This window comes from Rhodopirellula sp. UH5, from assembly GCF_056839225.1.
Window position 1 is genome coordinate 2,474,575 of record NZ_CM166390.1, and the last position, 13,597, is coordinate 2,488,171.

Consider the following 13,597-nt stretch of genomic DNA (forward strand, 5'->3'; position numbering starts at 1 on the left):
ATAGAATGAGGTGTGATTGGATCATTTGGCAAACTTCGATCGTGAACACCCCCGTGCCCATTCCACCGTAGTCACCCGTCCAATCGTTGCAATCCAAACAACCACCCCGAAGCCAAATAATTTCGCAAATCGAACATAGAATTTCCCCGCACGCTGCCATTCCGTTCCACTGCGTGATAAACGTTCACCTGAGTTCGCTGTTCACGATTCCCCATTCCGCCCATCCGGTCCATGAAAATGAAACTTGCCTGCGTCATCCACTCGCTCGACGGCGGCGGAGCCGAACGAGTGATGGCGGGCTTGGCATCGCGACTGGCAGGTCGTTCGCACTCTGTCACGCTGATCACCCTGGACGATGGAAGCCACGACCGACACAAAGTCGACTCACGAGTCTCGCGTCAGTCCATTCACGTCTTGTCGACGCCCGAATCCCCTGTCTCTCTCTGGGCGCGGACCCGCCGTCTGCGAGCAACGATCGCCGCTGGCAACTTTGACGTGGTGCTCTCCTTCTGCGACGCCACCAATTGGCTGACGCTGCTGGCGACCCGCGGGCTCGGCGTCCCCGTCGTGGTCAGCGAACGCAGCGACCCCAAGCATCAATCGCTCGGCCGAACGCGTGAGTTCTTGCGGCGGCAGTTGTACCCCAAGGCTTACCAAGTCGTGTGCTTGAGCGAAGACGTGGCAACCACGCTGCAGTCGAGCACACGTTGCCACACGCTTGTGATCCCATCCGCCGTGGAGGCTCCCACCAATGACCCCACCACCATGTGTCCAACCAGCCCGAACGAGGAAAGTGATCCCGACGGGAAGACACAACAGATCGTTGCGGTCGGACGTCTGGAACACGAAAAAGGATTTGACCGATTGATTCGCTGCCTCGCGGCATTGCCAGGCGATGCACCGGAATGGCAACTCACGATTCACGGCGAGGGCAGCCAGCGTGGTCCCCTTGAATCACTCGCTCGGGAACTCAACGTGGATTCGCAAGTCGAGTTCCCTGGTTGGACGCGGCCGATCTGGCCGGCTTATTCCAACGCCGACTGGTTCGTTTTGCCCAGCCGATACGAAGGGTTCCCGTCTGCGTTGTTGGAAGCCATGGCTTGCTCCACCGCTGTGCTCGCAGTCGACGCTGCAGGAGCGGTCCGAGACGTGATCGATCATGGCCGCAACGGTTGGCTGGTCGAAAACAATGACACCGCTTTACGCGACGGACTCCAGCACTGCTTGGCTTCTTCCGAACTGCGAACGCATCTGGCTCTGCATGCGGGGGAAGTGGTGGACCGCTTTGGGTGGAAGGCGATGGTGGACGCTTACGAGACCTGCCTGCAAGAAGCCTGCGAGGGGCGTCCTCGCCCCTGACCCGCTGAGCAGGTTGGCAGGAATGATCGGGCATAATCATGTAAGCCGTTTGGGCGTTGGGCTGGGCTGCGAAATGTTTGATGTTGGCGTTCGGATAGCGAATGCAATTTTTCTTCCGGCTCGCTGTCCTTCTTCATCCCGGTAGGGATGTCAGATGGTAGCCGGGGGTTGCTGCGTAGCAGCGTACCCCCGGAAACCGTGCGTCCCCAAAAACACTCTCCATCCCGCCGTGGCCATCGGCCACGGCGGGATGGAGAGTGGCGGCGTGGGCTACAGGTCCGTCGGTGGCGCGATCGCTTACCGACGGCTACCATCTGAAATCCCTACCGGGATGAAAACTTGCGTAAACGAATGCGTTCCGTCACACCAAATATTTCGTAGCCCAGCGTCAGCCCCGGTTTTGCGTGGGAACCGTGGCGAACGCCAAACGGCTCACTTGCCCGATGACACCTGCGTAACTGCTTAGGGTTTTCTCAACCCGTGTGCTGAAAACGAAGCGAATGGGACACTCGGTGGAATCAAGTCCGCGACAGCGTCGTCGATTCGATTTCGCTCTCGCGCCGGATGGCGGGCCCACGATTGTCAGCGCGATGTGAAATCATCCGATCTGAGCTGGTTGCCATTTGAAAGCCTATCCCGCTGGGCGAATCCGTGTGGCACAATGAGGACGCTGATCTTTTCATTCGAAATGGAGTTTCTCAGATGAGCGAACCATCTGATGCACTGGAACTGAAGCCTATCGCTGGCGTTGTCCAGGATCCCAACGAAGTCCCGGTGGTCGTCCATAGCGACGTCAAAGGGGCAATCGAGGACATGACGTTTCTCCAAAAGTCACTGCTCTTCGCTGAGCTTGCGATGGTCGCTTACAACGATCGGCGTGAAGCCACTGTCGCAGCGGCGATGATCGGCTTCCCCGATGTCACGTTCTTTGATCACGACGGTTCGCAGGCATACCGCTTTCGCAACGATCAAGATTGCGTGATTGCCTGTCGCGGCACCGAACCGAACGAATGGAACGACATTCGAGCGGACGCAAACGCCGCCTCGGTCTTGGCTGAAACAGCTGGCAAAGTTCACCGCGGGTTCAAAACCGAGGTCGATGATTTGTGGCCGATGCTCGAGACTGCGTTGGTCGGCAATGAGCAACCGGTTTGGTTCTGCGGCCATTCGCTGGGTGGTGCCATGGCAACCATCTGTGCGGGGCGATGTTATCTGTCCCACATCCAATCGGTACCGCGAGGGTTGTTCACCTACGGGAGTCCCCGTGTCGGTGACAAACGATATATCAATTTCGTTCAGTTGCCCCACTATCGCTACGTCAATAACAACGACGTTGTGACCCGGGTCCCACCCGCTTGGATGGGTTATCGGCACTGCGGCACGGAAGTGTATATCAATCGAAACGGGCGGATCGGTCAGTTGGGGATGATCCGAAAACGACGGGACCGCTGGCACGGGTTCTTGCGTGGTCTGAGGCGGTTTCGAATCGATCACTTCAGCGACCATCCGCTGCACAACTACATCGATCCCATCTTGGAAGCCGTTCGTGACGAGCAGGATGCGATGGGGCGTGGCGAAAGCCCCGTCGATGCTTCAGACTTGACGGGACAAAAATCTGAAACCGAAGCCTCCTGACGGACACCCCATGAATTCGCCTTCGCCGAATCCATCCGAAAACCGCCCTTCGCAACCATCCGCCTCCGATCGCTTCGCACGCGAACCGGAGGTCGTTCAAATTGGCGGCGTCGAACTCAAACTGGCTCATCCCTATGAGGCGGCCAGTGACTGGATTGGCCAGCACGAACTGCTGATGCAGTTGCTGGCGTGCTGGTTGACGGTGGACGAATCGGATCTCCCGCTCACCCCTCGCTTGATCGGTTCCCCAGGGGTCGGCAAGACTCAGCTGGCGATTGCCGCCACCAAACGCCAGGGGCTGCCCCTGTACATCTACCAGTGCACGGCTGACACACGCCCCGAGGATTTGCTGATCACCCCCGTGCTCAGTCGCGGTGGCGAGATCGCCTACCACGCATCGCCACTGGTCACCGCCATGATCACGGGCGGCGTTTGCATTCTGGACGAAGGCAACCGCATGAACGAAAAGTCATGGGCCTCGCTGGCACCGCTTTTTGATAGTCGCCGCTATGTCGAATCAATCGTTGCGGGAATCACGATCCCCGCCTCCGACGAATTCCGTTCGGCCGTGACGATGAATCAGGACGAGTCGACATTTGAGATTCCCGACTACATCCTCAGTCGGCTGCAACCAACGCTGCAGGTAGGGTTCCCTAACAAGCAAGACGAGATGGCGATCCTGCAGTACCACCTGCCGTTCGCCGAGCCAGAAATGCTCGCATTGACCGTCGATTTCTTGCAGCGGTCCCACGAGCTGAAACTGGATTTCTCACCGCGAGACGGCATCAACCTGCTGCGATTCGCGATCAAGCGGATGAAACAAAACCCATCGCACCCGGTCGCCCACGATGCCGCCTGGCAAGAAGCCCTGGAAAAATGCCTGGGCGACGAAGCCGTTGACTTGGAATCCCTCGCAGAACGCCGCAAACGCACCCTCGGCGGCGACGCCGTCCCCTTGGGTCTAGCAGACCTCTTCTTCGACGCCGACGACCCACTGCACCCCGATCGCGAAGACGAGGACGACGACGACCTGATTTAGAGGGCTTGCTCCACGTTGCCCCGGACGGGGCACCGTGGATGAATTGCAAAGTGCAAATTTGTCAATGCAATTTGCAAAATGACTTCGGTCTACCGAGTCACATGATTTCACCGATTGCCAATTTGCAATCCTGCCTCAACCACCTCGCCCGCCATTTTCCACCCGGCAATCACACCAATTCGCCCCGGACGGGGCCGTCGTCCTTAGCTCGGGGCGGAAGCCCCGAGATGGATGTCAAAAAAACAAATGGTCGCCCCGGAGGGGCCGTCGTGGGGATGTGCCGGGAAATTGCACAGTCCAAATCTCTCAATGCAAATTGCAAAGTGACTTCGGTCTACCGAGTCACCTGATTTCACCGATTGCCAATTTGCAATCCTGCCTCAACCACCTCGCCCCCAAGCCCCGGTTACGAATCGCCGCCGAATGACTATCTTGTGGCGTCTTCAAGACTTCTCTTTTTTGGCTCGTTCTTTCGTCGGTGTCTGGTCCTATGTCGCAAAATGCGGAATCCGTCTCGCCCATTCGCCTGGCTGTTGGTGGCGACCATGCCGGTTTCGCTCTGAAACAACTCGTTGTCGAGCGTTTTGGATCGCAGGTCGCCAGCCTGATCGACTGCGGGACCGATGACGAGACCTCCTGTGACTACCCCGATTTCGCCGTCGAAGTCGCGGAGCGAATCAACAGCGGAGAAGCCGACCGCGGCCTCCTGATTTGTGGCAGTGGTGTCGGCGTCAGCGTCGCCGCCAACAAGATCACTGGTATCCGGGCCGCCATCTGCCACGACACCTATTCCGCTCACCAGGGCGTGGAGCACGACGACATGAACGTGCTGTGCATCGGCGGCCGGATCATCGGCAGCGAACTGGCCTACGAGATCATCTCATCGTTCCTGAAGGCCAACTACACGCCCGAAGAACGTCACCAACGTCGCCTCAACAAAATCCTGGCACTCGAGTGCGACTGATCCGGACTGGAGCGAGACGTCGCGAACAACTCCAATGCGAGCGTTCGCGAACGAACCGTTATGCCGAGCGAGGGTGAGCCTTCTCATAGACCTGCCGCAGATTCGTCGCGCTGACATGCGTGTAGATCTGCGTGGTCGTCAGCGACTTGTGGCCAAGTAGTTCTTGGACACTGCGAATGTCCGCGCCGCGATCAAGCAAGTGAGTCGCGAACGAATGCCGCAACGTGTGGGGACTGGTTCGGGCATCCAACTCCGCCTTGGCAATGTATTTCTCCAGCATCCGCCCCACGCTGCGAGTGGTCAGGATGTTGCCAAACCGATTGACGAACACCGGCGCTGATCGGCCCAGCTTCTCCGACTCCGGCGATCGACTGCGACGACCGGCATAAGCCTGGATCGCCTTGATCGCGAAAGATCCCAACGGGCTGATGCGTTCCTTGCGACCTTTCCCGCGAACCCGCGTGATCCCTTGCGAAAAATCCAAGTCACCATCGCGCAGCCCCACCAATTCGCTGACCCGCAGGCCTGACGAATACATCGTCTCCAGGATCGCTCGGTCGCGAAGTCCCGCTTCGCTGATTGCCGGTGGTGCGACCAACAATCGCCCCACCTCGTCACTGGTCAAGACATGCGGAAGCTTCCGATTGCTGCGTGGATTCCGTAGCGGCTTGGCCGGGTTGCTGCTCGCCAGCCCTTCCCGCATCGCGAACTTGAAGAAACTTCGCAGCGAAGCCAGTTTTCGAGAGATCGTGCTGCGAGCGTAACCAGCCTGCTGAAGCGCTGCCTGAAATTTCCGCAACTGCTGTGGTGTCAGCGAGTCCAGCTGGACCCGACCGATGTCTGACTGACCGATCCATTCCGCGAAGGCGAACAAGTCTTCCCGGTACGCTTTGATCGTCAAATCTGACGCATTGCGTTCGGTCGCCATGTGCTGCAGAAATCGAGTGATTGCCGTGCGCAAAACCGAGGCTCACTGCTGACGGAAAGAATCAAACAAAGTCATCGATGGAAAGCGAATCGAACTCGGCACTGGCCGACACTTCGTCGTCCACCACAACGGTTTCGCGAATTTTGCGAGACAACATTGCCGCGTCGTACCACGAAAAGTCCAGCTCGGGGTTGGCAGCAAACCGCGCCAACTGGCGCAGGGTCTCGTCACGGTTCTCGTCGTCGAACAAGAAGATGAAACGTTCTTCGCCTTTGACCAAGGCCAACACGTTGACTTCCTTTTCCATCGTTTGATCGTCCTGAGTGCGAATGTCGCGGGTCCGGAGAAACTTCCGTTGGCGGAGTTTCCCGCGATGCTGCTCAGTATCGGCTCACGGGCCAGCGCAGAATGAGGTCGCTTTGGTCCCGACCGCCCCGGGACTCCAACATTTCGACGATATGCAAGTGACAACAGAAACGAATGAAATCATCGCTACGTTTGACATAACCCTGCCAAGCCATCCCGCGTGCGTCATCCCCCGTCTCAACGTAGTCTTCCAAACGCTGCGTGAAGTACGGATCATCCCCGCGATACAACCGAGTGTGTGAGAGCACCGGGTCATGCTGGGCGATCATCGGAGGTGGCGTCATGGCGGGCGGATCCGGAATCAAATCGGTCGGATCAGGCCAAGCCGGTGGCAGTGGAGCAACGCTCGCAAAGCCTTCGGAACCGCACGACTCTTCGAACATCATTCCATTGGGATCCATGACGCTGAGATTCATGGCACTGCCATCCACGATTCCATCGCCTTCCCAGTCCAAGTCCTCTTCCCAAACAACGTTTCCGTCGTTGATCGATGGTGCCAGGTTGGGACTGACCACCTGATGCTCAGCCACTTCGGCCTGGTACGAGTGATGATCGACCAAGCGAATCACTCCGGCTGATTCGGGGTCTTTTGACAAATTGTCCTCGCCGAACGGATCCACGCCCTTTCTCAGTGGGTTGGAATTCGCAAATTCTGGCTCAGCCGAAGCGTCTGACTCCGTCGTCTGCTCAACCGGTGAAGCTTCCGAGATCCGCTGGGGCGTTTGCGTTTTCAGTTGGCTGCGAGCCAGTTCGAATTCCGCTTCCCGCACAATCCGAGCTGGAATCTTTTCTTCGCCTTCCGTTCCCCAAGGCAAACCGTAGCCGGGCGGGATCGCGTGAAACCCTTCGTTGGCAGCGTACCAATGGACGGTCATTCCCATTCGCGGTGGGTAATACGCGTCGAAGTCCGTGATCGATCCAACCACAATCGCTTCGACGTCCATCATCTGGGCCAATCGTTGGAAATCCGCTCCCACACGAGGTTCGCCGTACTGCATCGAATAGGCACGGTACTGCGTCGAGGTGACGCCCACCGGCAACACTTCAAAACCGGGAATCGCTTGCAAAGCCGCGTAGTACGAACGAGCAACCTCGTCACCATCCACGTTGGGTTGGTGGCTTTGGTTGTAGAACGGCAGCACCGCCACCCGCTTCATTTGCGGAAACGGATTGTGCAGTGTGTCTCGCTGGCGCGTTTCCGGAACCAGCGTGCAGCCACTCAGCAGCGAAACGCTCAGGCACACGCACACCGTGGTGATGCGAGTCCAAGCGGACGCGAATAAGAATGTCATTTGGCGAGCCATGTGTTTCACGATCGACCCCTCGGTCATCGCGCAATGTCTCCACCCCCACCACTCTCATCGGCCCACTGCCCGCCCTCTCTTCACCCCAATCCGAAAATCCCACGCATTTCCCCTCACCGGTCGATTTCGCGGATCGGAGCCGAGACTCAACCGAGGCGTCGTCGCTGCTTTCCGATGAGTTCATTCGCCCCTCGTCCCCAGGCTCTGCCTGGGAACGCACTGCCCCGAGGCTCCCGCCTCGCCACCCCACCACTCGCCAGGCAGAGCCTGCCATTCATCGGGTGCCCAGGCAGAGCCTGGGAACGCACTGCCCCCGAGGTTCCCGCCTCGCCACCCCACCACTCGCCAGGCAGGAGCCTGCCATTCACCGGGTGCCCAGGCAGAGCCTGGGAACCAGCCGAAAAGCCCTCATCCCTCGTCCCCAGGCTCCCGCCTGGGAACGCACTGCCCCCGAGGCTCCCGCCTCGCCACCCCACCACTCGCCAGGCAGGAGCCTGCCATTCATCGGGTGCCCAGGCAGAGCCCGGGAACCAGCCGAAAAGCCCTCATCCCTCGCCCCCAGGCTCCCGCCTGGGAACGCACTGCCCCCGAGGCTCCCGCCTCGCCACCCCACCTCTCGCCAGGCAGAGCCTGCCATTCATCGGATGCCCAGGCAGAGCCTGGGAACCAGCCGAAAAGCCCTCATCCCTCGTCCCCAGGCCCTGCCTGGGAACGCACTGCCCCCGAGGTTCCCGCCTCGCCACCCCACCACTCGCCAGGCAGGAGCCTGCCATTCACCGGGTGCGCAGGGAACCAGCGAAGACGCTCAACCTCGTCTGGGCGAAGTCGCGGCGGCCTGCTAAAATCCGCCTCGCCGGATGGGTGGCCGAGTGGTCGAAGGCTCTAGTCTTGAAAACTAGCGTAGGGGAGACCTTACCGTGGGTTCGAATCCCACCCCATCCGCTTCTTCTCTCACCGCTCGCTGCGGACAAACGGCCGAGACAGTTCTCGGCGGGTCACGCGAACCGCTTCGGTTGCGAATCAGACCAGCAGCGGCTGCAACAATTGCCGCCGGGTCACCACGCTGCCAATCTTGCCACTTGGTTCGTACAGCACCGCGACGTCGCTGTGAGCGTCGTACAAACGCAGCAGCAACCCCAAGTGCCGGTCTGTCAAGGAACCGCGAACGATTGGCAGCGGCGTGGGAACCTGATCCTGGTGCACCAAGTCCGCGTAGCGATAGAAGCCGATGATCCGCCCTTTCCGACGCACCAAGATGATCGGGTGATTCTGCCGGCGAGCCTGACGACGAGCAAGTTCCAAATCCACCGGGGAATCCACCACCGCCAAACGCTCCGGCCGCACACCGAACTGAACCGCGGAACCGTTGCCAACATCAAACACGTTCTGAGCCAAATTCCGTTGACCAGCAGCGAGAATCCCGGCGTCCTGGCCCGCTTGCAACACCTGGTCCAAGTCACCGCGAGCCATCGAGAGCCGCAATCGAAACGGTGTTTCGCCCGTCAATTTCTGAAGCGCAGTCCCCAGCAAACTCAACAGCAGCGAGATCGGCGCGAACACGATCGTTGCCAACAACAACAGCCACCGCGTGCCTCGAAGCAATCGATACGGCGCTTGATAAAACAGATGCTTGGGAAGCAACTCCCCAAACACAAACACAACGGGCGTCATCATCACCGTGGCCGCCAATTCAATCGCTTCCCCGCCACCAACCAACGTCCCGACGAACATCACGATCGCCAAACTGGTCAGGTAATTGGCCAAGTTGTTCCCCACCAGCGTCGTGGCCACGAAGATCGCAGGATGATTGATCATCCACACCAAACCGCGACCTGCGAAGGAACCACTCAGTCCATCCAGCACCAACCGTGTTCGCGAAACACGATACAGCCCGGTCTCGCTTCCACTGAAGAAGGCCGACAGTGCCAACCCGATCAAAAAGATTCCCACTGCCATCATCATGAGGAAGGTCGCTCCGATTCGGGACCCAACCAAGCTTCGATCCAAATCCCGTCTTCGTCCTCCTCCGTGACCACCAATTCAAACTCCGCCAACGGAGCCACATCGCCAGCCCGTGGCACACGTTCGTTGTGACGTTGGATGTGCCCGCCAACCGTCGCGGTGCGTTCCTCCGGCAGATCAATCCCCAACGTTTTCGCGAGCGCTCGCAGGCTCGTCGAACCTGGCATCCGAAAGTGATTGCCACCCAAGCGTTTGATTTGGTCTTCCGCTGCGTCCAACTGATCCGTGCTGGCCAGCACACCTCGCAAGATGTCATCGACGGTGAGCGCTCCGACAACCTCGCCGAATTCATTGACAACGACCGCCACACTGATTCCCTGCTCGTCCAACTGGTCGTAAACCTGCGCTATTTTGGCGGACCACGGGACGTGCAACACCTGCTCCACTGCAGAAGGCAAATCATCGATCTGCTGTGGCCGCAGCAACCGCACTGCGATCGAACCAAGAATCGTTTGCCCCGAAGTGTCCTCTGGATCCGCCACCATCAGATAGCCTCCCGGGGGCGAACCTTCACCCAACAACGAGGTCTCCAAAGGTGGCGAAACAATCATCAGTTTGCTGCGTGGACGCATCATCTCATCGGCTTGAATTTCCGCCATCATCACCAAGGAACGCAGCGCCAAACGTTCTCGCCGAAGCAGCGTTGCGTCATCGGTCCCCAACTCAATCGCGCGTTCGATGTCCGTCAGCTCAATCTCGGGCTCTGGTTCAAAGGATGGCCACAGCAAACGGCCCGCCGCCTCGTTGGCCCATTTCACAAACGGCAAAATCGGCGACACAATGCCCACCGCAATCGTCATCGGCACGCCCACTGACAGGGCAATGCGAGCTGGCGTCATCACCGCAAAACTCTTGGGCAACATCTCACTGAAAAAGATGATCGTGAGCAAACAGACCAACGTGAAAACCCCCGGCCGCGACAGGTCCGCGGAGACGATCGCAACCAAGGTGAAGTACGTCATGTTGATCAGCAGATTCCAAAACAGAATCGCTGCCAGCAATCGATCCGGCTGGGACAACAAATGAGTCACCACTCGACCCGAAGCCCCATTCCGCCCAATCCGCTTGCGGTCGCGTTCCTTCAGCGAGAAGAGCGCCGCTTCACTGCCACTGAACAGTCCGCTGGCCACAATGAGAATGAGCATCGCAGCCAAAAAGGGCCACTTCGACACCAGCTCGTTCAATTCGTGGACCCCGGCAACGCCTCGGGGGGATCACCCGTCGTCCGCGTGGTCTCGTTCCCGCGGTCCGGTTCCAAGGAGACATCAAATTCGCTCAGCGCTGGAATCATCATCGCCGCGGTCGTGAACCCATAACCAGCCAACAAGCTGAACACGACCCACAGGTGATCGGTCTGCAGAAGAAACTGCGTGATCGCATAAAAGGTGATCAACGGCAACGCGAACGATGCGGCAAAGATCGCGGACGATGGATTCCGCCACCCCAGAGCCGCGAACAGGGCCAGCCCACCCCCCAGGATCATCACCAAAAACGGTGCCAACTGAAGCTGAAACGCCCCGCGAAAACTCACCATGATCGTCATGCAAATCGCGATGCCGACACACAGAAAGAACACCGTTCCGAGACTGGCCAGCGTCGCCGTTCGGCCCGAAACATAGTTCAGCCCCGAGTGAATTCCCAGCATGGCCACAAACACCACCAAAGCGAAACCGCCCACCAACGCGTAGACCATGTTCTCGAGCGTCATCACACCGGACAGCCCCAAGTAGATCGTCAACAACATCGGCAAGATGATCATCTCCTTGGCCGCGTACATGACTCCCCACAATTTGCCAAACACAAACTCGCTGGGACGAAGGTCCGTGACCAGCAACAGATCCAGTGCCAGCCCATCACGCTCGCCAGTCACCGCGTTGACGGCCAACGCGTTGACCAGCACCAAGCTGATCACGCCCAAAGCTGCCATTGGAATGGTGACCGCTGGCAAAGCACGTCCGATGCGACCGGCGGGCTCCATCGCGACGCCGCTTTCCACCTGCAAATAGATCGCTGTCGCAATGATTGCAAAGATCAAGACAAAGACCGCCCGAATGAGGATGATCTTGCGACCATAGGCCCAGGTTCGGATCTCTCGCCAAAGGATCGGATTGTCCCAAACCGGGCGTGGCTGACGGACTTTCCAGGACGTGGGGTCTTTCTCGCGATCACGCTGAAAGGCTTCGCTGGCAAACTCTTCGCTGGTCTCTGGATCCGGTGCCTTCAAACGAACTTCCCGCGAAGGGTTCCAAACGCGAACCTTCGCGATTCCGATCGCCAAGATCACTGCCGACAACACACTTCCGACAAACACAAACAGCCCACCGCCGTCGCTCAGAAAAGCTCCCCATCCAGCGTCCGCGTTCGTTGCTGCCAATAAGGCTCGTGGGGCACTGATGGCGATGGCCCATCTCGAGTCGTCCCCGCTTATCGACGCCGCGATTTCCCCCGCCGCAACCAACAGCAACAACACCAAGACCGTCAACGCGATCGACTGAAACGTTTTCTCGCGCCACAACGCGACCACCACTCCAACCGCGGCGGACACGACCACACTGACAATCGTGACCGCAAAAACGGCAAAGACTTGCCCTGGTGCGACCCCGCCCAACAACGGCAACGTCAGAAACAAAGGCAGCGAAATGACGCACAAGGCGAAAGGTGACAGCAATGTGGCAGCCGCTTTTCCCCCCACGATTTCGAAGCCAGACAATCGAGTCATCAGCATCAAGATCAGCGTTCGGCGATCCTTTTCCTGAGCCACGCTGCTGGCTGCTCCCACCGCCGCCAAAGCCGACAAGATCACCAACTGAAGCGGAGCGAGCAAACGAAACATCCAGCCGCCAAATTTGGCCGCGTCCGCGTTGGCTGCCAGAGAACGCGAACCGTCCAGCACCAAATAACCCGTGCACAGCAACAAAAACAGTGCCATCAAATAGACACTGCGAGTGACATAGGTTGCCGGTCGCTTGGGAACGACGGAGGCTTCTCGTTGAAAAACGGGGCCGAGCATGACTGGGATCAAACCGTGAGGCGATTGCCGAAAGAGGGTGCCGAGTGGATTCACGTGCGGACGCAGTCTAATGCATCACCACCCAATCGAGAATCAAGTCGGTATGCATTCACCCCGAGAATGGTTCGATTCGGCATCGAAATTCACCCCTCCGTGGACTGCAGGACGCCGCGCCGCTCCATTTCAGCGATGATCTGAGACGCCTGATCATGCGGCGTCTGGCCTGCCTGCCATTTCAGGTGGATCTCGGGCGAGGGAGGCACATCGTAAGGATCGCTGATCCCCGTGAAATTCTTGATCTCGCCAGCCATGGCTTTTTGATACAGCCCCTTGGGATCTCGCTGTTTACAAACGTCTAGCGGCGTGTCGACGAAGACTTCCAAGAAATCACCAGCCCGACCGCTGCTCTCAATCGTCTTCCGCACCCGATCTCGATCCCGTTGGTAGGGACTGACAAAGGCAGCCAACGTGATCACGCCCGCGGACGCGAACAGTTCCGTCACCGCTCCGATTCGGCGAATGTTTTCTTCCCGATCCGTCGGACCGAATCCCAACCCAAATCGATCCGCGAATTCCTCGCCGTGCTCGCTTTTCAAAACCGCCGGAGGCGCACACAAACCATGACGCACATTGTCGCCATCCAACAGCGTGCAGGTCGCGCCACGCTGAATCAACAATCGATCCAACTCATTCGCGATCGTGCTCTTCCCACATCCGCTCAGCCCAGTGAACCAAACCACCACCCCTCGTTGCCCCAACTTCGATTCCCGGTCTTCGCGAGAAACGGTCTGCGTGTGCCAAACGATATTCTTCTGAACATCATCCTTGGCGTCGCTGGTGGCGGAAGGTTGGTCCGTGTTGGGCTGGCTCATGAATCGGTTCGGAAAGTTGGATCGATTTGGAAAGAAAGGCGAGTCAAGCAGCTCCAATTCGCTGGGGGCTATTGCGAGCCGGCACGTCAACATCGCCT

The 13,597-nt window shown here is 58.7% G+C and carries 11 protein-coding genes and 1 tRNA gene; 5 read left to right on the plus strand and 7 right to left on the minus strand.

Annotated features, from left to right (window positions below; genetic code table 11):
• The first annotated feature begins 231 nt into the window (after nucleotides 1-231).
• From UH5x_RS08970 to rpiB, 4 genes are all read left to right on the plus strand, one after another.
• Nucleotides 232-1,359, plus strand: coding sequence for a glycosyltransferase (locus UH5x_RS08970; RefSeq protein WP_482635457.1), 1,128 nt, complete (start codon nucleotides 232-234; stop codon nucleotides 1,357-1,359).
• 651 nt (nucleotides 1,360-2,010) lie between these two features.
• Nucleotides 2,011-2,994: a lipase family protein gene (locus UH5x_RS08975; protein WP_482635458.1), complete on the plus strand. Its 984-nt coding sequence runs from the start codon at nucleotides 2,011-2,013 to the stop codon at nucleotides 2,992-2,994.
• A 10-nt stretch (nucleotides 2,995-3,004) separates the two neighbouring features.
• Nucleotides 3,005-4,033, plus strand: a complete 1,029-nt coding sequence (locus tag UH5x_RS08980) for an AAA family ATPase (protein ID WP_047815566.1) — start codon at nucleotides 3,005-3,007, stop codon at nucleotides 4,031-4,033.
• A 478-nt stretch (nucleotides 4,034-4,511) separates the two neighbouring features.
• The gene (gene rpiB / locus UH5x_RS08985; RefSeq protein WP_482635459.1) at nucleotides 4,512-4,997 is read left to right on the plus strand and encodes a ribose 5-phosphate isomerase B; all 486 of its coding nucleotides are present in this window, start codon (nucleotides 4,512-4,514) and stop codon (nucleotides 4,995-4,997) included.
• Nucleotides 4,998-5,055: 58 nt separating this feature from the next.
• On the opposite strand, the gene xerC is transcribed toward rpiB, so the two are convergent.
• The 3 genes from xerC to UH5x_RS09000 form a co-directional block, all read right to left on the minus strand.
• On the minus strand, nucleotides 5,056-5,958 hold the full coding sequence (gene xerC, locus UH5x_RS08990; protein WP_047815568.1) for a tyrosine recombinase XerC: 903 nt from the start codon (nucleotides 5,956-5,958) through the stop codon (nucleotides 5,056-5,058).
• A gap of 28 nt (nucleotides 5,959-5,986) precedes the next feature.
• Nucleotides 5,987-6,232, minus strand: a complete 246-nt coding sequence (locus tag UH5x_RS08995; RefSeq protein WP_482635460.1) for a hypothetical protein — start codon at nucleotides 6,230-6,232, stop codon at nucleotides 5,987-5,989.
• Between the two features lie 73 nt (nucleotides 6,233-6,305).
• Nucleotides 6,306-7,622, minus strand: a complete 1,317-nt coding sequence (locus UH5x_RS09000) for a hypothetical protein (protein ID WP_047815570.1) — start codon at nucleotides 7,620-7,622, stop codon at nucleotides 6,306-6,308.
• An 828-nt stretch (nucleotides 7,623-8,450) separates the two neighbouring features.
• Between UH5x_RS09000 and UH5x_RS09005 the strand changes: the two genes are divergently transcribed.
• Nucleotides 8,451-8,537: transfer RNA gene (locus UH5x_RS09005), tRNA-Ser, on the plus strand.
• Nucleotides 8,538-8,615: 78 nt separating this feature from the next.
• On the opposite strand, the gene UH5x_RS09010 is transcribed toward UH5x_RS09005, so the two are convergent.
• The 4 genes from UH5x_RS09010 to cysC form a co-directional block, all read right to left on the minus strand.
• On the minus strand, nucleotides 8,616-9,557 hold the full coding sequence (locus UH5x_RS09010; protein WP_482635461.1) for a CNNM domain-containing protein: 942 nt from the start codon (nucleotides 9,555-9,557) through the stop codon (nucleotides 8,616-8,618).
• A complete protein-coding gene (locus UH5x_RS09015) occupies nucleotides 9,554-10,762 on the minus strand; it encodes a CNNM domain-containing protein (RefSeq protein ID WP_047815627.1) in 1,209 nt (402 codons plus the stop codon). Before UH5x_RS09015 ends, UH5x_RS09010 begins: the two co-directional genes overlap by 4 nt.
• 35 nt (nucleotides 10,763-10,797) lie before the next feature.
• Complete coding sequence (locus UH5x_RS09020; protein WP_047815572.1) at nucleotides 10,798-12,681, minus strand: ABC-2 transporter permease; 1,884 nt, start codon at nucleotides 12,679-12,681, stop codon at nucleotides 10,798-10,800.
• Nucleotides 12,682-12,770: 89 nt separating this feature from the next.
• Nucleotides 12,771-13,499, minus strand: coding sequence for an adenylyl-sulfate kinase (gene cysC / locus UH5x_RS09025; RefSeq protein ID WP_482635462.1), 729 nt, complete (start codon nucleotides 13,497-13,499; stop codon nucleotides 12,771-12,773).
• Between the last annotated feature and the right edge of the window lie 98 nt (nucleotides 13,500-13,597).